Raw genomic sequence first — 24543 nt, 5'->3', positions numbered from 1 at the left:
TCCGCTCTTTTTTTGTGTGTTTAAAAAAACACTGGCTGTTTCGGAAAATTTTATCTGAAATGTTACAACTTTTTTCACCCTTCACTCGTCTAACATCATGGCGAAAGTTGAAATTATATCTGAGGAGGAAAAAAGATGACGAGCCCCCGCCGCACAAGAATTAACAAAAAAAGAAAGAAGAAGCTGATGAAAACGGGAGGGCTGTTTCTTTTTCTGCTGCTTGTCACTGTTTTTATTATGATCTGGACCGTCACGGCGCATCACCGGGAGAAGGAATCCGTTAAAAACGCTCCCGCCGCTCAATCTGATACTTCAAAAGACCAGACTCAACAGAAAAAAGAAAAGACGCAAAAAGAGAAAACACCTAAATCAATCGATCACAATAAACAGATCAGCAATTACCTGCAACAGATCGGGTTCAGCGGCACGGCAATGATCGTAAAAGATGGAAAAGTTGTGCTGAAAAAAGGCTTTGGCTATGCGGACCGAAAACAAAAAATTAAAAACAATCCGGAGACATCATATTATATCGGTTCTTCACAAAAAGCGTTAATCGCGACGGCTGTCCTGCAGCTTGAAGAAAAAGGGCTGCTGCAGACGAGTGACCCCGTCAGTACATACTTGCCGAATTTTCCTAACGGCACGCGCATTACATTGAAAAACCTGCTCAATCATACGTCCGGCATAAACGGGCATATTGAGGGACAGGGACCGATTTCTCCAATTGATTTAATCAAGGATATAGAATACCGCGGAATTAAACGGCAGCCCGGGGTTTGGGATTACAGGGATTCCAACTATTCAGTGCTTGCTTATATCGTATCTCAAGTCAGCGGGGAGTCTTATGAACAATATATAAAAGAACACGTGTTCAAACCGGCCGGAATGAAGCATGCCGGATTTTACAAAACATTTGCCAAAGCCAAATATCCTGCCGTCGGCTACAAAGTCGATGAGAGCGGCAGTCTTGTAACGCCGCACCTTCTGGACTTATCGCAGCTGTACGGGGCGGGCGACATGTATATGAGCGCTGAAGATCTCTATAAATTTGATAAAGGGATCGTAAATGGCACGCTCCTTTCAAAAGAAAGCTTCACAAAAATGTTTACAGCAGGAAGCAGTGCCGCTTACGGCATGGGGTTTTACATTGATCCGGGAAGCTATTCCAATCACGGTGTTATGCCCGGTTACAACATTTTGAACAGCTTCAGCCATTCGGCAAGCAAATATGTCATATTACTGTCAAACATTCAGAATAACGCCAAATTAGGACAGGTAAACAATAGAATTTACCAATTGCTTAACCAGGCGGACTAACAGAGCCGTCATTCACGAAAAGCGGATGAAGGTATGGTATGATATATACATGGGCGAAGATCCGAGCTGAAGGCGAATCGTTAAGCTGGCAAGCTTGACAAGTATTTCCGACACAATTACAATGAAGTTGTAACATTTGTTTTTTTAACATGATTGTTAAACCATTTAAACTTGACAAGGGCATGAGAGACTCATTCCCTGTGAAGGTTCTGTATGTTGAGAAAATCAGACAATGTACATGCCGGCACTTATTTAAGCAAAAACCAAGTTCATAGCAAGAGGAGGTGAAAGTATGACCCCAATGACGGTTCTCATCTCCATTTTGCTGACTCTGCTCGGTTTAGTTGTTGGCTACTATGTTCGTAAAACCATTGCCGAAGCAAAGATTGCGGGCGCACGCGGTGCTGCCGAGCAAATCCTTGAAGATGCAAAGCGTGATGCTGAAGCACTGAAAAAAGAAGCTCTGCTTGAAGCAAAGGACGAAATCCATACACTTCGAATAGATGCTGAACAGGAAGTTCGTGAAAGACGAAATGAGCTTCAAAAACAAGAAAACCGTTTACTTCAAAAAGAAGAAAATCTTGACCGTAAACATGAAGGAATTGATAAACGGGAAGCGATGTTGGAGAAGAAAGATCATTCTCTGAATGAACGACAACAACATATTGAAGAGATGGAAAGCAAAGTGGATGAGATGATTCGTATGCAGCAGTCAGAACTCGAACGCATTTCGAGCCTGACACGGGATGAAGCGAAACAAATCATTCTTGACCGGGTTGAAAATGAGCTTTCACATGACATCGCCATCATGACAAAAGAAACCGAAAACCGTGCGAAAGAAGAGGCAGATAAAAAGGCGAAAAACATTCTGTCGCTTGCTTTGCAGCGCTGTGCAGCAGATCATGTTGCCGAAACGACGGTATCGGTCGTCAATCTTCCGAATGATGAGATGAAAGGACGTATCATCGGCCGTGAAGGGCGTAACATTCGTACGCTTGAAACGCTTACAGGTATTGACCTGATTATTGATGACACACCTGAAGCAGTCATTCTTTCCGGATTTGATCCGATCAGACGGGAGACGGCAAGAATCGCTCTTGATAAACTCGTTCAGGATGGCCGTATTCACCCGGCGCGCATTGAAGAAATGGTTGAAAAATCCCGCCGTGAGGTAGATGACTATATCCGGGAAATGGGTGAGCAGACGACGTTTGAAGTCGGCGTTCACGGACTCCACCCGGATCTGATCAAGATCCTCGGCCGGTTGAAATTCCGTACAAGCTACGGGCAGAACGTACTGAAACATTCAATGGAAGTTGCGTTTTTAGCAGGTTTAATGGCTTCCGAGCTTGGAGAAGATGCAAAGCTTGCCAAGCGGGCCGGTCTTCTGCATGACATCGGAAAAGCAATTGACCATGAAGTGGAAGGAAGCCACGTGGAAATCGGAGTGGAGCTTGCGACCAAATATAAAGAGCATCCAGTCGTCATTAACAGTATTGCGTCACACCACGGAGACGAAGAGCCGACTTCCATTATCGCCGTTCTGGTCGCTGCCGCTGATGCACTGTCAGCCGCAAGACCGGGCGCGAGAAGTGAAACGCTCGAAAACTATATCCGCAGACTTGAAAAGCTTGAAGAAATCTCCGAGTCTTACGAAGGTGTTGAAAAATCATTTGCGATTCAGGCCGGCCGTGAAGTTCGCATCATGGTGAAGCCGGACTCCATTAATGATTTAGAAGCCCATCGTTTGGCACGTGATATCCGTAAACGAATTGAGGACGAGCTTGATTATCCGGGCCACATTAAAGTGACCGTAATCAGAGAAACTCGAGCCGTAGAGTATGCAAAATAAAGTGATGCTTAGCGCATCACTTTATTTTTTTGAGTCCCTGAAAAGGAAGGAATGGAATGTATGAGAATTTTATTTATTGGAGATGTTGTCGGTTCCCCGGGCCGCGACATGGTAAAAGAATATGTCCCGAAACTGAAAGCGAAACATAAACCGCATTTTACAATTATTAACGGAGAAAATGCAGCACATGGAAAAGGACTGACAGAAAAGATCTACCACAGCCTGATGGAAGCGGGAGCAGATGCCATTACAATGGGAAACCATACGTGGGATAAAAGAGAGATCTTCGACTTTATTGATGATGTGCCGCATCTTGTCCGGCCGGCGAATTTCCCGGAAGGTACGCCGGGCAAAGGCATTACTTATATTAAATCGAACGGAAAAGAGCTTGCCGTCATTAATTTACAGGGGCGGACGTTTCTTCCGCCGCTTGATGATCCGTTTGCTAAAGCGGATGAATTAATAGAAGAAGCGAAAAAGCGCACGCCGTACATTTTTATTGATTTTCACGCCGAAGCGACAAGCGAAAAAATTGCGATCGGCTGGTACACAGACGGAAGAGCCTCTGCCGTGGTAGGCACCCATACACACGTGCAAACGGCAGATAACCGCATTTTGCCGAAAGGAACGGCATATATTACTGATGTAGGCATGACGGGTCCGTACGACGGAATTCTCGGTATGGACAGAGAAACGGTCATCAAGCGGTTTAAAACCAATCTTCCCGTCCGGTTTACGGTGGCGGAAGGTAAAACTACGCTGAGCGGAGTGCTCATTGACATCGACGATCAAACGAAAAAGGCCGTAAATATCGAACGGATATTAATCAATGATGACCATATGTTCTTTGAATAGGTGATCATGTGTTTATTTTATAAAAATATTAAAAGGAAAAGCAGGAATATAGCAACTTCTTAGTGAATATAGTAGAAATGGAAGGTAGCCCGCTATTTTTGAAAAGCATTGTGGGGATGGCTTTTTGGATAGCAACATCTAATAATGATTGTTCTAATGAACACTCACTTATCCATTGTAAAACTAAGGGGGAGCAGAAATGGAAATCTTAAAAGTTTCAGCAAAATCAAGTCCAAATTCAGTAGCAGGCGCGCTTGCCGGTGTATTGAGGGAACGCGGAGCCGCCGAAATTCAAGCAATTGGGGCGGGCGCCTTAAACCAGGCTGTTAAAGCGGTTGCGATTGCCAGAGGCTTTGTCGCGCCAAGCGGCGTAGATTTGATTTGTATTCCGGCTTTTACAGATATACAGATTGACGGAGAAGAAAGAACGGCGATTAAGTTAATCGTCGAACCCCGTTAAAAACAAAAACATGACATTCTCAACCTGCTTGCGTAAGGCGAGCGGGTTGTTTTTATTGTTGTCATATTTTCTCACAATATTATATTGATAGTACGAAGAGATGATAAATGGCTTTATTCATATAATAATCAAAAAAAATCCCGCCCATTTTTTCGGACGGAAGCAGTTGTTTTCTCGGAGTGGACACTGGTGTTTACCTCCTTTTTATCTCATGTTACAATCCAGTTATTACAGTGTTTTTTCGAGGAGGAGTGTACATGTTGGGAGGAAAGATGAAAGCTATCGTCAAAAATGAAAACGCTTTCGGAGCAACTCTGAAAGAAATTCCCATACCTTCCATTAATGAGAATGAAGTTCTCATTAAAGTACAGGCCGCATCTATATGCGGTACAGATGTGCATATTTATAATTGGGATCAATGGGCGCAGAAACGAATCAAAACACCTCAAGTATTCGGACATGAATTCAGCGGTATCATAGCGGAAACGGGCAAGCACGTCACAAATGTCAAAATAGGTGACTACGTTTCGGCTGAAACCCACTTCGTCTGCGGTACTTGTGTCCCTTGTTTAACAGGAAAACATCATGTGTGCACCCATACAAAGATCCTCGGCGTAGATACAGCCGGTTCCTTCGCTGAATATGTCAAAGTGCCGGCTCGAAATGTTTGGGAAAATCCCGCTGATATGGACCCCGCCGTCGCTTCTGTTCAAGAGCCGCTTGGCAACGCGGTGCATACGGTGCTGGAAAGCAGCCAGCTTGCGGGCGGTTCCGCTGCAATTATCGGCTGCGGACCGATCGGGCTGATGGCGGTGGCGGTGGCTAAAGCGGCCGGTGCATCCCGTATTGCGGCGATTGATAAAAATGATTACAGGCTGGCTCTTGCGAAGAAATTGGGAGCTGCGATCACCATTTCAGCTGATAAGGAAGATCCGCTTGAGGTGATCGACACCTTAACAGGCGGAGAAGGGATCGACCTTGTCTGCGAAATGTCAGGCCACCCGGCAGCTATCGCACAAGGATTAAAGATGGCGGCCAACGGGGGAAGGTTCCATATGCTGAGTCTGCCGGAACGTCCGGTGACGGTTGACCTGACAAATGACGTGGTGTTTAAAGGACTTACCGTCCAAGGCATCACAGGCAGAAAAATGTTTGAAACATGGCGGCAGGTATCGCACATGCTTGAATTCGGCCTTGTTGATCTGACGCCGGTGATCACGCATCAGTTTCCGCTTGAAGACTTTGAAAAAGGGTTTGACCTGATGAGAAAGGGCCAGTGCGGCAAAGTCATTTTGATTCCATAAGGGGAGGGTTCTATAATGAAAGAATTTGAATTTCTAAAAGCCGAGCTTGATAAAATGAAAGAAAATAAAACATGGCAGCAAATGAAACAAATTGAAACGAAGCAGGGTCCGTCGGTGGAAGTCAAAGGGGAAAACGTGATACAGCTTTCATCGAACAATTATCTCGGTTTGACGTCGCATCCAAGGCTTGTCGAAGCGGCCAAACGCGCCGCGGAAGAATTCGGAGCGGGTACGGGGTCCGTCCGGACAATCGCCGGAACATTCACCATGCACAATGAGCTGGAGAAAAAATTGGCAAACTTCAAAAAAACAGAAGCGGCACTTGTTTTTCAATCGGGGTTCACAACGAATCAGGGCGTTTTATCAAGCATTCTTACAAAAGAAGATATCGTGATCTCTGACGAACTGAACCATGCTTCCATTATTGACGGGATCAGGCTGACGAAAGCAGATAAAAAGGTGTACCGCCATGTTGATATGGACGATTTGGAAAGGGTGCTGAAAAAATCAATGAATTACCGCATGCGCCTGATCGTCACCGACGGCGTATTCTCAATGGACGGCAACATCGCTCCTTTGCCTGACATCGTCAAACTTGCAGAGGCGTATGATGCCTTTGTGATGGTCGACGACGCGCATGCTTCCGGCGTACTCGGAAAAAACGGTAGGGGAACGGTTAATCACTTCGGGCTTGACGGAAGAGTCCACATACAGGTGGGCACATTAAGCAAAGCCATCGGAGTGCTTGGCGGTTACGCCGCAGGGTCGCAGGTTCTGATCGATTACCTGCGCCATAAAGGGCGTCCTTTCTTATTCAGCACTTCTCATCCGCCTGCGGTAACGGCCGCATGCATAGAAGCCATTGACGTCCTGCTGGAAGAGCCTGAGCATATGGAAAAGCTATGGGAGAACACGGCGTATTTCAAAGACAAACTGGTTCAAATGGGGCTGACCCTCACAAAAAGCGAAACACCGATCGTGCCGATATTAATAGGGGAGGAAGAAAAAGCCCAGGCATTATCAGACCTTTTATTGACCCGCGGCGTCTTTGCACAAAGCATCGTGTATCCGACGGTCGCCCAAGGAAAAGCGAGAATCCGCACCATTATTACGGCGGAGCATACAAAAGAGGAGCTTGACCGGGCCCTGGAAGTAATCCGTTCAGCCGCAAAAGAGCTGCAGCTTGTGTAAGGGGGAAATGATTCCCTCTTTTTTATTTCTTATTGATTCTTATTCTCAATAAGGTGTACAATAATAGGCTGGCGGTTGTGTCAAACGCTTTTAACCAGTATACTTGAGGGTGGAAGTTTCGGTTGAAAGGAGACATTCGAACATGAATGAAAAGCAAAAGCAGGAAAGCGGACAAGTGAATCCGGCGGACAAAACATCCGAAAAGGATTACAGCAAGTATTTTGAAGCCGTATATATTCCGCCTTCTTTAAAAGATGCGAAAAAACGGGGCAAAGAATCCGTTCAATATCATAACGATTTTAAAATCTCAGAAGAATTTAAAGGCCTCGGTGAAGGCAGGAAATTTTATATCCGCACGTACGGATGCCAAATGAACGAGCATGATACGGAAGTCATGGCGGGTATTTTTATGGCGCTCGGTTATGAAGCGACAAATTCGGTTGATGACGCGAACGTTATTTTATTAAACACTTGCGCTATCCGGGAAAATGCTGAAAACAAAGTGTTCGGAGAGCTCGGCCATTTAAAGGCGCTCAAAAAAAATAACCCGGACTTGATTCTCGGCGTCTGCGGCTGCATGTCACAGGAAGAATCAGTCGTAAACCGCATCCTTAAGAAGCACCCGTTTGTCGATATGATTTTCGGCACGCACAACATTCACCGTCTGCCGGAACTGTTATCAGAGGCATATTTATCAAAAGAGATGGTCATTGAAGTGTGGTCGAAGGAAGGGGATGTCATTGAAAACCTTCCGAAAGTCCGCAACGGAAAAATTAAAGGCTGGGTCAACATTATGTACGGCTGTGACAAGTTCTGCACATACTGCATCGTACCGTATACCCGCGGAAAAGAACGAAGCCGCCGTCCTGAGGAAATTATCCAGGAAGTCAGAAGACTTGCAAGCGAAGGCTATAAAGAAATCACGCTGCTCGGTCAAAACGTGAATGCGTACGGAAAAGATTTTGAGGATATGACGTACGGTCTCGGTGATTTAATGGACGAACTGCGTAAAATTGATATTCCGAGAATCCGATTCACGACGAGTCATCCGCGTGACTTTGATGATCATCTGATCGAAGTGCTCGCCAAAGGCGGCAACCTTCTTGACCATATCCATCTTCCGGTTCAATCAGGAAGCTCAGCGATGTTAAAAATGATGGCGCGCAAATATGACAGAGAACGCTATCTGGAGCTTGTCGGAAAAATTAAAGCGGCGATGCCAAACGCTTCACTGACGACCGATATTATTGTCGGTTTTCCGAATGAAACCGATGAACAATTTGAAGAAACGCTTTCGTTATATCGCGAAGTGGAATTTGACAGCGCATATACGTTTATTTACTCTCCTCGTGAAGGCACGCCGGCAGCGAAGATGAAAGACAATGTTCCGATGAGGGTCAAGAAAGAACGTCTTCAGCGCCTCAATGATTTGGTGAAAGAAATTTCAGCCAAAAAAATGAAGGAATATGAAGGCAGGACTGTCGAAGTATTAGTTGAGGGAGAAAGCAAAAATAACCCTGACATTCTTGCCGGCTATACGGAAAAAAGCAAGCTCGTCAACTTCAAAGGGCCGAAAGACGCCATCGGCAAGATTGTACGCGTCAAAATCGAACAGGCGAAAACATGGTCGCTTGACGGTGTGATGGCAGGAGAAGCAATCGAGGTGAAATAATAATGACGCTTTACTCTAAGAAAGACATTGTACAGCAGGCTAGGAACCTTGCGAAAATGATTTCTGAAACAGAAGAAGTTGATTTTTTCAAACGCGCCGAGGCGCAGATTAACGAAAATGAAAAAGTCTCTGCGATTATTAATCAGATTAAAACTCTGCAAAAGCAAGCCGTTAACCTGAAGCACTACGAAAAGCTTGAAGCGCTGAAACAAGTGGAAAGTAAAATTGACGCCCTGCAGGAAGAGCTTGAAGGGATTCCGATCATTCAGGAATTCAGAGATTCCCAGATTGAGGTCAATGACCTTCTTCAGCTTGTCGCACATACGATCTCAAATCAGGTGACAAACGAAATCATTACATCTACCGGAGGCAACCTGCTGACGGGAGAAACCGGTTCAAAAGTAAAACATTCGAATAATAGCTGTTCTATTTAAACACGGGGCCTTCATCGGCCCGTGTTTTTTTTTGTTATTTGAGAACTAATTGTAATATGTACTAAATTTTCATTGACTCACCGTTTTGTCCCATTTTACTGGAAAGTTTTATCATACTTAAAAGTAAAGTTTCTGGGCAGGGCTGCATACAATGAAACAGAAACTTTGTATTTTTATATTTTTATTATAAAAATGCACATGAGACAAATGCCCAGCATAAGATAACACGAAGAAGAACAAGGAGGCCTGCCGGAATGTCTGAATACAGGGAAATTATTACGAAAGCGGTAGTTGCGAAAGGAAGAAAATTCACCCAATGCACCAACACGATCTCACCTGGAGAAAAACCGTCAAGTATATTGGGCGGCTGGATTATCAACCACAAGTACGATGCCGAAAAGATCGGGAAGACTGTAGAAATTGAAGGGTATTATGATATAAACGTCTGGTACTCTTACGCCGATAATACAAAAACGGAAGTTGTAACCGAGAGAGTAAAGTATGTCGATGTGATTAAACTCAGATACAGAGACACAAATTACTTAGATGACGAACACGAAGTCATTGCCAAAGTGCTGCAGCAGCCGAATTGTCTTGAAGTCACCATTTCTCCTAACGGAAATAAAATCGTGGTTCAGGCAGAGAGAGAATTTTTAGCAGAAGTGGTCGGTGAAACGAAAGTCGTCGTCGAAGTCAATCCTGACTGGGAAGAAGACGATGATGATGATTGGGAAGACGATCTTGATGAAGAATTAGAGGACATTAACCCTGAATTTTTAGTCGGAGATCCTGAAGAATAAGTTGAGGCTAGGGGAGTTTAACACCCCAAGTCTCTTTTTTATATATAAAGATATCACTCTTTTGTTTATGTTATAATGGGATTCGGATAAGAGAAGATACATAGTGAGGGATTAAATGATGGCTAGTTACACGCCTATGATACAGCAATACTTGAAGATAAAGGCAGAGCACCAAGATGCCTTTTTATTTTTTCGGCTTGGTGACTTTTATGAAATGTTTTTTGAAGATGCAAAAAAAGCGTCACAAGAGCTTGAAATTACACTGACAAGCAGAGACGGAGGTTCGGCTGATAAAATTCCGATGTGCGGCGTGCCTTATCATTCCGCGGCGGCTTATATTGAACAGCTGATTAAAAAGGGCTATAAAGTGGCGATCTGTGAACAGACGGAAGATCCGAAGGCGGCTAAAGGCGTTGTAAAAAGAGAAGTCGTCCAGCTGATCACACCGGGAACCGTGATGGATGGAAAAGGCATCCACGAGTCGGAAAACAACTTTATCGCTTCCGTTTCCGAATTTCGTGACGGATACGGTCTCGCTTTATCGGACTTAACGACCGGAGAAAACCTGGCCGTATTTATTGAGCGGATTGAAGATGTCATGTCAGAAATTTACTCAGTCGGCGCAAAGGAAATTGTCGTATCGAGCAAGTTTAACGAACATACAGCTGCTCAGCTGAAAGAACGGTGCGGCGCCACGATTTCCATCGAAGACGGGGAAATAACAGAACGCATTGAAATCGCAAAGCACTTGCCGGGCGAAGAGCTGACAGAGACGTTTATGCGTTTATATACGTATTTGCAAAAAACGCAAAAACGGAGCCTGGATCACCTGCAGCCGGTTCAAGTATATGAATTGGAAGAAGCGATGAAAATTGACCTGTATTCAAAACGGAATCTTGAGCTGACGGAAACGATCCGTTCGAAAAGCAAAAAAGGGTCATTGCTTTGGCTTTTAGACGAGACGAAAACAGCGATGGGCGGCCGGCTTCTCAAACAATGGATTGACCGCCCGCTGATCAGGGCATCCCAAATCGAAGAACGCCAGGAAATGGTCGAGACGCTGATCAATCATCTGTTTGAGCGTGAAGATCTGCGAGAGCGCCTGAAGGAAGTATACGATTTAGAACGTCTGGCGGGCCGGGTCGCATTCGGAAACGTCAACGCAAGGGATTTAATTCAGCTGAAAGAATCTTTAAAACAAGTGCCGAGCATCAAAGAGCTTGTAGGGTCTCTTAACCATAAAAAAGCAAAAGAACGCGCCGGCTTGATTGATCCGTGCGGAGATTTGCTTGACCTGTTAGAAGATGCCCTTCATGAAAACCCGCCGTTATCGTTAAAAGAAGGCAATTTAATTAAAGACGGCTATCATCAGAAGCTCGATGAGTACCGTGACGCCAGCAAAAACGGTAAAGACTGGATTGCCAGACTGGAGCAGCAGGAACGCGCTTATACGGGCATCCGTTCATTAAAGGTCGGTTTCAATAAAGTGTTCGGCTATTATATTGAAGTCACAAAAGCAAACCTTCATCTGCTTGAAGACGGACGGTATGAGCGGAAGCAGACCCTCACAAACGCCGAACGGTACATTACGCCGGAATTGAAGGAAAAAGAAGCGCTTATTTTAGAAGCGGAAAACAACATCTGCGAGCTGGAATATGAGCTTTTTGCCGGACTGCGTGAAAAGGTGAAACAATTTATTCCGCGCTTGCAGCGTCTTGCCAAACAAATGAGTGAGCTGGACGCACTGCAATGCTTTGCTACGATCAGTGAAAACAGGCATTACACAAAGCCCGTCTTTTCTGATAATGAAGTAAAAGTCATTGAAGGGAGACACCCCGTCGTTGAAAAGGTGATGGACAGTCAAGAATACGTGCCGAACAACTGCCTGATGGGCGATTCGCGGGAAATGCTCCTGATTACGGGTCCGAATATGTCAGGTAAAAGCACGTATATGAGACAGATCGCACTTCTATCGATCATGGCTCAGATCGGCTGTTTTGTGCCCGCAAAAGAAGCGGTTCTGCCGATTTTTGATCAAATCTTCACGAGAATCGGGGCAGCGGATGATTTGATTTCCGGACAAAGCACCTTTATGGTGGAAATGCTGGAAGCGAAAAACGCGATTGTGAACGCCACAAAAGACAGCCTGATCCTGTTTGATGAAATCGGCCGCGGGACATCAACGTACGACGGAATGGCGCTGGCACAGGCGATTATTGAGTATGTCCATGATCATATCGGCGCTAAAACACTGTTCAGCACGCATTATCATGAGCTGACGGTGCTTGAAGATAAGCTTCCTCAGCTGAAAAACGTTCATGTGCGCGCAGAGGAATATAACGGAACGGTCGTGTTTCTCCATCAAATCAAAGAAGGAGCCGCAGATAAAAGTTACGGCATTCATGTCGCCCAGCTTGCCGAGCTCCCGGACGATCTGATCAGCCGCGCGCAGGAGATTTTGAAACAGCTTGAGCAGTCGGGGGATAAACCGGAGCTTCCGGCGGTATCTGAGAAAAAGTCCGCCGTCAGAGAAGAACCGGCACAGCTGTCCTTTTTTACTGACGGTGAAAAAGAACAGAAGGCACCGGCTGTTTCTAATAAAGAAAAACAAGTGCTTGAAGCTTTTAAGTCAATTAATATTCTCGATATGACGCCGCTTGAGGCGATGAATGAAATGTACAAGCTGCAAAAAAAATTAAAATAGAAAGAGGTGACGGACTTGGCAAAAGTCATCCAGCTCTCAGATGAACTCTCAAATAAAATAGCGGCCGGCGAGGTGGTCGAACGGCCTGCCTCAGTCGTTAAAGAATTGGTGGAAAACGCCATCGACGCAAACAGCACAGTCATTGAAATCGACATAGAGGAAGCGGGGCTTTCGTCGATTCGGGTGCTCGATAACGGCGAAGGGATGGAAACCGATGATTGCAAGCGGGCTTTCCGCCGCCACGCGACCAGTAAAATCAAAGATGAAAACGACCTGTTCCGGGTGAGAACACTCGGTTTCCGCGGAGAAGCTTTGCCAAGTATCGCATCTGTTTCTCATCTGGAAATCAAAACGAGCATCGGCGAGGGAGCGGGAACCCATCTCATTCTTCAGGGCGGGAATATCATTTCTGAGCAGAAATCCTCCAGCAGAAAAGGAACGGAAATTATCGTTACCAACCTGTTTTTCAATACACCCGCCAGATTGAAATATATGAAAACCGTGCATACGGAGCTCGGCAATATTACGGATGTTGTCAACCGGATCGCTCTTGCGCATCCGGAAGTATCGATCCGTCTCCGCCATCAGGGGAAAAGTCTGCTGCAGACAAACGGTAACGGGGATGTGCGCCATGTGCTGGCCGCAATTTACGGGACGGCGGTTGCGAAAAAAATGATACCGCTCCATGTCAGCTCGCTTGATTTTGAAGTCAAGGGCTACATTGCGCTTCCGGAAATCACGCGTGCATCCAGAAACTACATGTCATCTGTCATTAACGGAAGATACATTAAGAATTTCCCGCTTGTAAAAGCGGTGCATGAGGGCTATCACACACTACTGCCGATCGGCCGCCATCCGATTACGTTTATCGAAATTACGATGGACCCGATTTTGGTCGATGTCAATGTCCATCCGTCGAAGCTTGAAGTCCGCCTCAGCAAAGAGACGGAGCTGCATGAGCTGATCCGTGACGGGATAAAGGAAGTGTTTCAAAAGCAGCGGCTTATTCCGAGCGCCCAGCTCCCGAAAAAATCCGCGCCGGCACCGGCCAAAAACGAACAGCAATTTATGACATTCGAGGAAAGCGCGCCTGAGCGGAAACTTCCTGAAAAAACGCCGGAGCCGTCTTACTCACCAATGAAGCTGAGTTCGGTCGTAAAAGAGCCTGAGCCGGTAATAATAGAAGAAGAGATCCTCCCGAATGAAGCGGATCACGATGTGCCGCCGGAGATCGGCATGCCGGAACCGGAAGCGCCTGTTTCCGATACTCCGGAACCGGAAGCTGTCGCTGAAGAAATACGGGAAGAAAGAGTTCCGGTGATGTATCCGATCGGCCAAATGCACGGGACATATATTTTAGCCCAAAACGAAAACGGCTTGTATATCATTGACCAGCATGCGGCACAAGAACGGATTAAATACGAATATTTCCGGGAGAAAGTCGGGCAGGTCGAGCCTGAAGTGCAGGATATGATCGTGCCGCTCACCTTTCATTATGCGGCAAATGAGGCGCTGATCATTGACCAGCATCAGCATGAGCTTGAAAGCGTCGGAGTATTTTTAGAAGCATTCGGCACGAACAGCTACATCGTTCGCTGCCATCCGGCCTGGTTTCCAAAAGGGGAAGAAGCTGAACTGATTGAAGAAATCATTCAGCAGGTGCTTGACGCCAAACAGATCGATATTAAGAAACTGCGGGAGGAAGCGGCCATTATGATGAGCTGCAAAGGCTCAATCAAAGCGAACCGCCATTTGCGAAACGACGAAATCAAAGCGCTCTTGGATGACCTGCGCCGAACGACAGACCCGTTCACATGCCCGCACGGCCGGCCGATCATAATTCATCACAGCACGTATGAGATGGAGAAGATGTTTAAGCGTGTGATGTAGAAGGATTCTGTGAGGGATTTCTCTCTCGTGCCCACATTTTGCCCACTGATTTTAGCTGTTTAGGTATTCATCAAACTGATTAATGCTTTTTTGATTGTGATTCTGCAAGATATGGATATAGACATCAGCTGTCATTTTCACATCCGTATGACCGAGTCTCTCACTTGCAAATTTGATATCTGCACCACTTTCTAGCAGCATAATGGCGTGTGTGTGTCTCAAACCATGTGGAGTAATGTGGTGCAGATCAGTTTTCTTTAGCAAGGAATCTATGACTTTATCAATTCCAAACGGTCCAAGGTCATCTCCCTTATGGTTGGTAATAAAAAAGGGAGACTGGTTATAATTATCACCGTGTTTTATTTTATTTTTTTCTTGCCATTCCTTAAACTTTTTCATCTCTTTAATTAAAGTGTCATCGATGCTTATAGTTCTAACACTTTTACGGGTTTTAGGTGCTATGATTCCAAACTCGTTCTTAGATTTAGCAATCCTTAAAGTTTTGTTATTAAAGTCAATATCGGACCAATATAAAGCAATGAGTTCACCTTTTCTTAAGCCGGTCCTTAAAAGAGTTAAAGCGATCATGTAATGATGATATTTAGAAGATTTTGCTGCCTCCATAAAGACAGATACTTGTTCCTTGTCCAGGTAATTGTCTTTAAGCATTCTATAATCCGAATCTTTTTTTATAGAAATGTTTTGATATTATCAGGAATTGTCTTAACCATCTTACTAAAGCCGCAAGCTGATGAGCGGACTGAATAACTTCAAATACAGATTCACAGCAGACCGCAATCATATTGCGGTTTTTCCATTTGTGCAAATTACGGGGATAGTAGTAAAATCAAATAAAAGAAAAACAGGGGAGGACTAAAAAACTTAATCGTGTAGCTTTAAAATAAAGATTGATTATGTAAAACAAAGTCCGATAATTTATAAAAAAGTTTGATAGAATCACATTAACAATACAGATTTTTAGAATTCAACAAACGGTCCATTTAATGGCACAATTAATTTGTGATGCAAGTTAAAATTTGTTATCATCAATAACAATAGAATTAAACTAAAGATTATTTAAACAGCATAGAAAGGGGGGGAAATGCTTTGAATATAAATTTAATATTATTTGTCTCATCAATTAATCAAGAACCTACAGAGGAAAATACTCAAACATTAGTGAAAACATTTGAATCTGACTTTCGCCCTCAAGTAGGAGATATAATTGACGATCCTGGATTTGATTCAGGTTTCCATAATGGATACGAGGTGGTAAAAGTTACAATAAATTATACTTCAAATGAGTGCCTTGTTTCACTGACGCCGTTAGCAATTGAAGTTGAAAAAATTAGTGTTGAAGATTATATAAAAAAGCTTAAAACACATGGGTGGAGTATTCAGTCTAGGTAGCACTCAGCAGTTTTTATTATAAGGTACTATTCCTCAGACTGCGCGTTTGTTGAAGATTCTAGACATAAAATGATCAAACTTTTTTATAAAACGATGATTGAAATGAATATAGAAAAAACGTGTTTTGATCAATCTTTTTTTCAAAACACGTTTTTTCTATTTGTACTTTTATCAAGGTTTATTAAGTTCATTTAATCAAACTTTATTTTAAGGCTACAAATCGCTTTCTCCCCGCTTAAATTAAAAGCCCAACTTTTTAGAGTTTGGGCTTTTTTAGATGATGCAATTTTGTATTTTGTCTTACGGAACCTCTCCTTGTCGCATGAGACTTTTTACAACTGCACGTAAATCTATTTCGCTTTTTCCTGTTTTTCTCTTTAACTGGCCTTTTACATCGGTAGCTCATGTTAAGTATAATACGGTATATTTCCTTTCTGAGTCAGCATATCTTTCATTCCCTTAAATTAAAAAGTTAAGACTATTTCTTAGATATAAACATCCGCTATATTTATAATAGGGGTTCGCTTAAATTTAATTTTGTAACCATTCTCGGTCCACTCATCATCATATTTATTATCATCAAAAAAGGAGGCTGCTCTCTTTATGTCTAACCATGCTAATTTAATAAAAATATTTACCCAGAAAACTATTAGAAGCTCTGAAATATCAATGTTTTGAGTAATCATGGTTTATTGTCAAAAAACTAAAATAACAGTACGTATGAGATGGAGAAGATGTTTAAGCGTGTGATGCAAGAACAATGATTTATGTGAGACTAAACCGTTATTTGCCCACAAGCAGCCTTACTAGTTTGAATGACCCAGCCTGTCAGAGATAACTTTTGAGTTTTTTAATTTCTGGTATAATTGTTGCATCTGTATGCCGTAAATCATGAAAATAATTTGTTTAACATCCAGCTGCTTTTCCAAATTCACAGGGAGGAGATGGAGGGGGAATTTAAATAAAATTCGAATTTGGCAGGTTATACTATCCGCAAGTTAGTCAAGGGGGACTAGTAATTAGCCCCCCTTACATTTAGTTCTTCCTGCGGTTTTTTCTATTTTTGATCAAACTGAAAACCACTAAGAGAACCACACCGATAGCAACGATATAAAATGAAATTTCTGCTGCTGCGGTATTAATATTCTTAAGAACAAGGATAAGCCCTATTAAAACTATAGGAATAATGTAAGTTAGAATTTTTATAGCTTTTGGGCTCGGTTCAGCGTTACTTTTATCTTCCATAGTTACCTCCTGTCTTAACACTTTAGAAATAATCACTTTAAAGCTTAACACAGGATAAATTTGTTAAACACCAACAATAGTCCCGTTTAAAGGAAAAGCATAAGAGTTTTAGTAATCCACCAAGCGGCTGTTGGGTTCCCAGTTACTTTTAAAGCACCCGCATAGCACGCATCTTCAACCGCACCAGTAAAATTGTCGATGGTATTAAGAATTATTTCAAAACCGCCGATTCCGCCCATAGCAGCTTTAACCTTAGTAGGTATTGCATCCCAAGCTGCTCTGAGTGCTTTTACAGCCCAGGACAATTTACCTTGAGCAGTAAACTCCGACCCTTGTTTTTCTTTAACAGTTTTAACAGCTTCTTTAAGTTGATTTGTTTCACTTTTGGTTAATTCAAAGTGTTTAGCTATTTCGTCAAGACTAACGTTATCTTTCGGTAATTGTGCAGTTTTATGTAAGACTGCTTCGTTTTGATATTGGCTTTGTATTGTTTGATTAGTTTGGACTTCTTTTTCTGCTGAAACAGCTCCTGCTAGTGGAACTAATGAAAAAATAGATACACTTGCGACAGTGGACATAATAAGACCTTTAGTTACAGACTTTTTCATTGTTAATCCTCCGTTTAATCTATATTATTGTTTTTTGATCTTCTCTGGAAACCCAAGATAACCAATATTGTAAAATGAGTAATGTTTTATCGATAATGTTTGGATTTGATAATTTACCGGATAACCAATCAAATCTCTAAAGGCAGGTTCAATCTTAGTAAACCTGGCTTCAAGTTCAATTCTAATTCTGTTTCCTGCCAAAAACTTTGTTTTATGATTTAATACATACCTAATTACAACTTTTATAGATTGAGAAACACTTTAATTTGTAAGAAAATTTGTTTTATCTCCTGAAAAGTGATGCATAATTCATAGCTGTTTATTTAGAATCTGTAGCCCGATTGTTTGACAACATATAGAGAGAAAAGACTAAAGACCCTGTAAGTAAAATGCTTTTTGAAATAGTATGAGCCTCCAATATTAAACAGAGCTTAAAATGTTGATTTTCGATTTATTCTCTGTTTTTGGATTGAACACAGTTAATTACTCCTCCTTCCTTAGTTGCTATTCTAGCAATATGGATTTTTTAGGTAAATAGGTATATCGTACCTAAATGGAAAATATTATAAGTGTAAATAATAGAATTATATATAAAAGTATGGATCTATCTCATTCTTATAAACGTATAATATTCGATTATTTGACAAGGAGATCAGATGTTTTTGTTAATTCTGATTAAAGATTTATTGGACAATTGAAGAAGATAAATGAGGTTTATCTTTTTACTGTGTAAATCAAAATTAATATAAAATCATTAAGTAAAAGTTTAGGCGAAAATATAGCAACTAGACTAGCTGTTCTAAAAGTATGTTGATCCCTGCCTTAAGGGAAGTCCCTAAGAATTTTAATTTTTATAAAACCTCCTTTTGGTAATCTGGATATTTTATGATCAATTATTGGGGCAATTGTTTTATCAGTTGATGTTGCGCCTGTTTGTTCAATTTGATCAAAATATGCTTAAATCATTGGGCAGCAGATCAAATATTAATCGTCTTCAACTGGCGTCTTTTTTCATGCGCGGCGCTTTCGTGAATTGTTGCAGCTAGGACTGATTTTTAAAATGGTGTTTTCACAAAAGAAAAGAGTGTAAATTACGCTGTACTTTTCTAAATCTAATTATGTTAATGTCAACATAACGTTGCAATTCGGTATTATCTTGAAGAAAGGATTGAAATAATAATCTTGATTGCGGATCATTTCTAAAAACTGATCATCCCCTTCGGCCGCTTCGGCAATTGCTTTTCAAAACAAAAGCTCAATTTGTTTTCTTTTTATCCGAAACTCATATTCATCCTTCATTTTCTGAATAAAATTCCCTAAAGAATTCATCTAAATTAATATTCTAATTTCCTTATATATCAGCATAGCAATTTGTAAAAAAGGTCCAGACTGGTGCTTTTGGCGGGAGCAGAAAGTTTTTTTAACTTTACCGGAAAATCCATGGAAAAACGTGGTGTCATCTGGTAAAGTGGTTACAGTCGGCTGGGCGGCGGCAGCAGTCTGCCCGGATCTTTTAAATGGGAATGGTGACAATGGATCATACATATGAAGTGCATCAAATCAAAACTTATCACCAGATGTGGTCCAACTATTGTTATATTATCGCAGACCGCTCAAAAAAATCTGCGATAGCGGTGGACCCGTCCTGGGAAATCGATAAAATAACCGATAAACTGCATGAATTGGATGTTGATTTATCAGCTATTTTATTAACACATTCGCATTATGACCATGTAAACTTGGCGGAGCCGCTTCAGCAAATCTATCATTCTGATATATACATGTCGTCGGCGGAAATCGATTTCTATCAATTCCGGTGCAGAAACTTAATAGCGCTTGAAGACGGCCAAACCTTTGCGGCCGGAGGGTTTATCATCAGAAGTATACTGACCCCGGGACATACGGCCGGGGGAATGTGCTATTTGCTATCTGATCATCTTTTTACCGGTGACACCGTGTTTACAGAAGGGTGTGGTATATGTGAGGACAGGGGCAGCTCAGCTGAAGATATGTTTCACAGTATACAGAGGATCAAAGCCTCCATTCCGCCGCATGTGCGTGTGTATCCGGGGCACTCCTTCGGGGAGAAGCCGGGTCAAAAAATGGAGAGTCTTTTGAAAAACAATATTTACTTTCAGATTGAAAAAAAAGAACATTTTGTGAATTTCCGCAACAGAAAAAATCAAAAAGGGCTGTTTCATTTTAAGTAATGTGTGATTTAGTTCTTTCTAACTAGCTTTTCTTTTGAGGCAAAGAAGTTCTGAAATGGAATGGTAGTTATTACTAGATTTCTGGTGATGAATGGCTGAGTAACGGGAGTTTGCGGAAGAGAACGCCGGGCAGGCCGGATGGGACATTCTGCTTACGCCTGTTCCGAAAGCCCTGAGCCCGCCTTTCGACAGGGAAAAATAGGCATTATTCAGGAGTTCGCATAGGATAAATTAACTTGACATGGTATTTTTGTGAAGTTACTATCAACTTGAACATGCTTCTTATCTGAATCCGAGAAAGGATGGCTGAGAAAATGATCACATACTTATTCCCCGGACAAGGTTCTCAAAAGCAGGGAATGGGGAGCTCATTGTTTGATGAATTTAAAGACTTAACGGAGCAGGCTGATGAAACACTCGGATATTCCATGAAACGGCTTTGTCTTGAGAATCCGTATTCCAACCTTCACAAGACGCAGTTCACCCAGCCTGCTTTATATGTTGTAAACGCGTTAAGCTATTTGAAAAAAATCCAAGACAATGACATAAAGCCGGATTATGTGGCCGGCCACAGTTTGGGAGAATATAATGCGCTGTTTGCAGCAGGTGCGTTTGATTTTATTACCGGCCTGCAGCTTGTCCGTAAAAGAGGCGAATTAATGAGTATGGCCACTGACGGAAAAATGGCCGCTGTTATGGGGTTAACTGCAGCTCAAGTGTCAGACGCCCTTCAAACGCACGGATTACATACGATTGATATTGCCAATATGAATTCTCCTCACCAAGTTGTCATATCCGGACGCAAAGAAGACATTGAAAGAGCCAAAAGCGTATTCGAAGGATTAAAAGACGTTACGATGTTTCATCCGTTAAACGTAAGCGGCGCTTTTCACTCGAGGTATATGAGTGAAGCAAAACAAGAGTTCGAAAAATTTTTACAGTCATTTCATTTTTCTGCTATATCAATTCCTGTCATTTCTAATGTGCATGCCAGACCTTATGAGCAAGACGGAATCCACTCCGTTCTGGCCGATCAGATCGACCATTCAGTGCGATGGAACGACAGCATCCGCTATCTGCTGGACAAAGGGCGGATGGAATTTGAAGAAGTCGGCCCGGGCCATGTGCTGACAGGACTTATTCACCGCATCAAAAAAGAAACTGAAGCTTCACCCGCCATGTAGCGGAACGCAAGTCAAAATTCTTATCTCACACAATAGTGCCAGCCATACAGCATCACGACCACTTCACCTGCACACGACATCACGAAAAACTCATAAATCAATATTTTGAAAAAATAAAGAGCAAAAAGGAGAACTAATGAACCAGCCAATTGTTTTCATGTTTTCTGGACAGGGTTCCCAATACTATCAAATGGGGAAAGAGCTGTTTGCACATAACGCCGCTTTTCGGCAGAAAATGCTTGACTTGGACGATTTTGCAGTCAGCCGTTTCGGTTACTCTGTCCTTAAAGAGATGTATCATACAGGCAATCGTCTGTCTGATCCATTTGACCGCCTTCTTTTCAGCCATCCTGCCATTTTTATGGCTGAGTACGCACTTGCATATGCTTTGGAGCAAAGAGGCATACGTCCCGATTATGTGATCGGAGCAAGCCTCGGAGAGTATGCAGCGGCCGCTGTGTCGGGCGTGCTGAGCGCCGAGGATGCTTTAGATTGCGTGCTGGAACAGGCCCGAATCGTTACGGAAACTTGCCGTAACGGCAGCATGCTTGCGATACTGGGTGATCCGGCTTTATATCAAGATGATCCGCTGCTCGGCGAACATAGTGAATTGGCATCTGTAAACTATCATTCTCACTTTGTCATCTCGGGAGAGCGGGAACATATCAAAAAGATCATGGACGATCTGAGAGAAAAGCAGATTCCTCATCAGCTATTGCCGGTATCTTACGGGTTTCACTCAGCGCTGGTTGATCAGGCGGAACAGCCGTACAAGCGCTTTTTAGCTCAGAAATCAATCCGGACTCCGTTTATACCGTACATCTCCAGTGCGACCGGAGAGGCTGAGACCGATATACAAGCGGACTTTTTCTGGGATATCGTAAGAAAGCCGATTCGATTCCGCGAAGCGCTTCAATTCGCAGACAGCCGCCAAAAAGGATTGTATATCGATGCCGGGCCTTCCGGAACATTGGCCGCATTTGCCAAACAGATTCTTCCCGCAGGATCGGCTGAACGCATCCGTGCCATTATGACGCCGTTTCATAAAGAACAAACACATTTGCAGCAAATAGAAGACAGCATTTTATCACCGCCCGGAAGGAGACTGTAAGATGATCAGCTTTGTTTTTCCAGGCCAAGGCTCGCAAAGAATAGGGATGGGGGAAGACCTGTTCGGCCGCTATCCTGAATTAACCGCAAAGGCCGATCACATTCTCGGATATTCCATTCAGGAGCTGTGCCGGGACGGAGAACGTCTCAATCAGACTCAATTCACTCAGCCGGCGCTCTATGTCGTCAATGCCCTCAGTTATTTGAAAAAAACAGAAGAAACCGGCTTGAAACCGGATTTTACCGCCGGACACAGTTTGGGCGAATATAACGCGTTATACGCTTCGGGCGCCTTTGGTTTTGAAGAAGGCTTACAGCTGGTCAAAAAAAGGGGCGAACTGATGAGCCGCGCAAAAGGAGGCGGCATGGCAGCGGTGATCGGCCTGACTCATGAGCAGGTGACGGATGTTTTAAGAGAAAATCACTTGGATATGATTGATATCGCCAACATGAACACACCGCAGCAAATTGTCATTTCCGGATATAAAGAAGATATTGAAAAAGCAGCATCCGTTTTTGAAGCCGTAAACGGCGTGAAAATGGTTCACCGCTTAAATGTCAGCGGCGCCTTTCATTCCAGATACATGCTGGAAGCGAAGGAAGAGTTTTCACGGTTTATTGAATCTTTCCATTTTAAGCCGCTGTCCATCCCGGTCATTTCAAATGTGACGGCAAGACCCTATGAGCAGAGAGAGCTGAAAGAGACACTCACCGGACAAATAACGGGATCGGTGAACTGGACAGACAGCATCCGTTTCTTAATGGGAAGAAAGAACATGAGCTTTGAGGAAATCGGTCCCGGAAAAGTGCTGACGGGGCTGATACAAAGAATTACGGCTGAAGCGGAGCCGATAACAGATGAAATCAAAGTCCCGGCTGAGGCTGGAAAAAGCTCAATTACGGCGGCGTCTTTAGGAAATGAAGAGTTTAAGCGCGATTATCAATTGAAATACGCCTACTTGGCCGGCGGCATGTACCGGGGAATTTCTTCGAAGGAAATGGTCGTCAAACTGGCCGAAAAAGGAATGATGGGCTTTTTCGGAACGGGCGGTTTGAACATCGCGCACGTTGAGGACGTCATTTTGTCAATTCAGCATGAGCTTCGTGACGGCGGTTCCTTCGGCATAAATGTTGTACATAACATGAAGCATACAGATTCAGAAGAAAAAATGATTGATCTTTTACTGAAGCATGGGATTCAGAACTTGGAAGCATCAGCGTTTTTAACGGTTACTCCCGCTTTAGTAAGGTTTCGCGCTAAGGGGTTAAAACGCGGTGCCGGCGGACAAATAATAGCGCGTCAGCGGATTATCGCCAAGCTGTCCCGTCCGGAAGTAGCGGAAGCGTTTCTCAGCCCGGCGCCTGATCACATTCTGCAGAAACTTGCAGCCGAAAACAAAATTACCGCTGAAGAAGCAAGTCTGATGAGAGAAATACCCGTTGCGCATGACATCTGCGTAGAGGCTGATTCAGGCGGCCACACTGACGGCGGAGTTGCTTACAGTCTCATGCCGGCGATCATCCGTTTACGAGATGACATGATGAAAAAATACCGATACGGCAAAACCGTCCGCATCGGAGCCGCAGGGGGAATCGGAACGCCCGAGGCTGCCATGGCCGCATTTATGCTCGGCGCTGATTTTATTGTGACCGGATCTATTAACCAATGCACCGTTGAGGCAGCGACGAGCAGCCTCGTAAAGGACCTCCTGCAGCAGATGAATGTACAGGACACGGCCTACGCGCCGGCCGGCGATATGTTTGAATCAGGCAGCAAGGTGCAGGTATTAAAGAAAGGGCTGTTCTTTCCGACCCGCGCCTCTAAGCTGCATGAACTGTATCAGCGTCACCGCTCAATTGAAGAAATTGATGAAAAGACACTCAGACAAATAGAAGAGAAGTATTTTAAGGCAAGTGTAAGCAGTATTTATGACAAAGTGAAGGCTCATTATTCGAATGAAGACATTTCAAAAGCCGAACGGAATCCGAAACAGAAAATGGCGCTCATATTCAAATGGTATTTCAGGCAAAGTTCTGCTTCGGCGATTAAAGGTGACCCGGATGCCAAGGTAGACTTCCAGATTCATTGCGGCCCGGCATTAGGCGCCTTTAATCAATGGGTGAAAGGTACGGAGCTGGAGTCCTGGAAAAACCGCCATGCCGATGGTATCGGCCTGCGGCTTATGGAAGAGACGGCCACGCTTTTGAATCAGAAGTTAGGTTCATTTTTGCAAACGTGTTGACAAGACGAAATGATAGATTGAAAACATGGAATATTCATAAAAAATGAAACAGGG

At 43.4% G+C, this 24543-nt stretch carries 19 protein-coding genes; 16 read left to right on the top strand and 3 right to left on the bottom strand.

Annotated elements, in window-relative coordinates; all coding sequences use genetic code 11:
* Positions 1-135 precede the first annotated feature (135 nt).
* The 11 genes from SB24_RS01310 (at position 136) to mutL (ending at position 14479) form a co-directional block, all read left to right on the top strand.
* Positions 136-1317: a serine hydrolase domain-containing protein gene (locus SB24_RS01310; protein WP_039251468.1), complete on the top strand. Its 1182-nt coding sequence runs from the start codon at positions 136-138 to the stop codon at positions 1315-1317.
* A gap of 292 nt (positions 1318-1609) precedes the next feature.
* A complete protein-coding gene (gene rny, locus SB24_RS01305) occupies positions 1610-3169 on the top strand; it encodes a ribonuclease Y (RefSeq protein ID WP_003154140.1) in 1560 nt (519 codons plus the stop codon).
* A 60-nt stretch (positions 3170-3229) separates the two neighbouring features.
* Positions 3230-4024 (top strand): TIGR00282 family metallophosphoesterase, encoded by a 795-nt coding sequence (locus tag SB24_RS01300; protein ID WP_003154137.1) that lies wholly within the window; start codon positions 3230-3232, stop codon positions 4022-4024.
* A gap of 199 nt (positions 4025-4223) precedes the next feature.
* Positions 4224-4484: a stage V sporulation protein SpoVS gene (gene spoVS, locus SB24_RS01295; protein ID WP_003154135.1), complete on the top strand. Its 261-nt coding sequence runs from the start codon at positions 4224-4226 to the stop codon at positions 4482-4484.
* Positions 4485-4741: 257 nt separating this feature from the next.
* Positions 4742-5788, top strand: coding sequence for an L-threonine 3-dehydrogenase (tdh, locus tag SB24_RS01290; protein WP_039251466.1), 1047 nt, complete (start codon positions 4742-4744; stop codon positions 5786-5788).
* 12 nt (positions 5789-5800) lie between these two features.
* The gene (locus tag SB24_RS01285) at positions 5801-6979 is read left to right on the top strand and encodes a glycine C-acetyltransferase (protein ID WP_029325912.1); all 1179 of its coding nucleotides are present in this window, start codon (positions 5801-5803) and stop codon (positions 6977-6979) included.
* 142 nt (positions 6980-7121) lie between these two features.
* Positions 7122-8651, top strand: a complete 1530-nt coding sequence (miaB, locus tag SB24_RS01280; RefSeq protein ID WP_012117585.1) for a tRNA (N6-isopentenyl adenosine(37)-C2)-methylthiotransferase MiaB — start codon at positions 7122-7124, stop codon at positions 8649-8651.
* 2 nt (positions 8652-8653) lie between these two features.
* Positions 8654-9085, top strand: coding sequence for a regulatory iron-sulfur-containing complex subunit RicA (locus SB24_RS01275; RefSeq protein WP_003154113.1), 432 nt, complete (start codon positions 8654-8656; stop codon positions 9083-9085).
* A 254-nt stretch (positions 9086-9339) separates the two neighbouring features.
* Complete coding sequence (cotE, locus tag SB24_RS01270; protein WP_003154111.1) at positions 9340-9885, top strand: outer spore coat protein CotE; 546 nt, start codon at positions 9340-9342, stop codon at positions 9883-9885.
* Between the two features lie 118 nt (positions 9886-10003).
* Positions 10004-12589, top strand: coding sequence for a DNA mismatch repair protein MutS (gene mutS, locus SB24_RS01265; RefSeq protein WP_039254933.1), 2586 nt, complete (start codon positions 10004-10006; stop codon positions 12587-12589).
* A gap of 15 nt (positions 12590-12604) precedes the next feature.
* Positions 12605-14479: a DNA mismatch repair endonuclease MutL gene (mutL, locus tag SB24_RS01260; protein WP_039251463.1), complete on the top strand. Its 1875-nt coding sequence runs from the start codon at positions 12605-12607 to the stop codon at positions 14477-14479.
* 51 nt (positions 14480-14530) lie between these two features.
* Here mutL and SB24_RS01255 read toward each other — a convergent pair whose 3' ends face one another.
* A complete protein-coding gene (locus SB24_RS01255; RefSeq protein WP_052250227.1) occupies positions 14531-15148 on the bottom strand; it encodes a site-specific integrase in 618 nt (205 codons plus the stop codon).
* A gap of 438 nt (positions 15149-15586) precedes the next feature.
* On the opposite strand from SB24_RS01255, the gene SB24_RS01250 reads away from it, so the two are divergent.
* Entirely contained in the window at positions 15587-15889 is a 303-nt protein-coding gene (locus SB24_RS01250) for a hypothetical protein (RefSeq protein WP_007409833.1), read from the top strand.
* 1035 nt (positions 15890-16924) lie between these two features.
* On the opposite strand, the gene SB24_RS01245 is transcribed toward SB24_RS01250, so the two are convergent.
* Positions 16925-17134 (bottom strand): hypothetical protein, encoded by a 210-nt coding sequence (locus tag SB24_RS01245; RefSeq protein WP_015239884.1) that lies wholly within the window; start codon positions 17132-17134, stop codon positions 16925-16927.
* A gap of 86 nt (positions 17135-17220) precedes the next feature.
* A complete protein-coding gene (locus SB24_RS01240; protein WP_015417503.1) occupies positions 17221-17742 on the bottom strand; it encodes a hypothetical protein in 522 nt (173 codons plus the stop codon).
* A gap of 1532 nt (positions 17743-19274) precedes the next feature.
* On the opposite strand from SB24_RS01240, the gene SB24_RS01235 reads away from it, so the two are divergent.
* The 4 genes from SB24_RS01235 (at position 19275) to fabD (SB24_RS01220) (ending at position 24489) form a co-directional block, all read left to right on the top strand.
* Positions 19275-19952 carry an MBL fold metallo-hydrolase gene (locus SB24_RS01235; RefSeq protein ID WP_003154103.1) on the top strand — a complete coding sequence of 226 codons (678 nt, stop codon included), beginning with the start codon at positions 19275-19277 and terminating at the stop codon, positions 19950-19952.
* Positions 19953-20266: 314 nt separating this feature from the next.
* Complete coding sequence (gene fabD / locus SB24_RS01230; RefSeq protein WP_015417505.1) at positions 20267-21136, top strand: ACP S-malonyltransferase; 870 nt, start codon at positions 20267-20269, stop codon at positions 21134-21136.
* 136 nt (positions 21137-21272) lie between these two features.
* A complete protein-coding gene (locus SB24_RS01225) occupies positions 21273-22247 on the top strand; it encodes an acyltransferase domain-containing protein (protein WP_012117590.1) in 975 nt (324 codons plus the stop codon).
* Position 22248: 1 nt separating this feature from the next.
* Positions 22249-24489 carry an ACP S-malonyltransferase gene (gene fabD / locus SB24_RS01220; protein WP_031379106.1) on the top strand — a complete coding sequence of 747 codons (2241 nt, stop codon included), beginning with the start codon at positions 22249-22251 and terminating at the stop codon, positions 24487-24489.
* Positions 24490-24543 lie beyond the last annotated feature (54 nt).

Source organism: Bacillus sp. Pc3 (assembly GCF_000815145.1).
Taxonomy (GTDB): domain Bacteria; phylum Bacillota; class Bacilli; order Bacillales; family Bacillaceae; genus Bacillus; species Bacillus velezensis.
The sequence above is the reverse complement of the archived record's forward strand: the minus strand, read 5'-3'. Positions and strand labels throughout refer to the sequence as shown.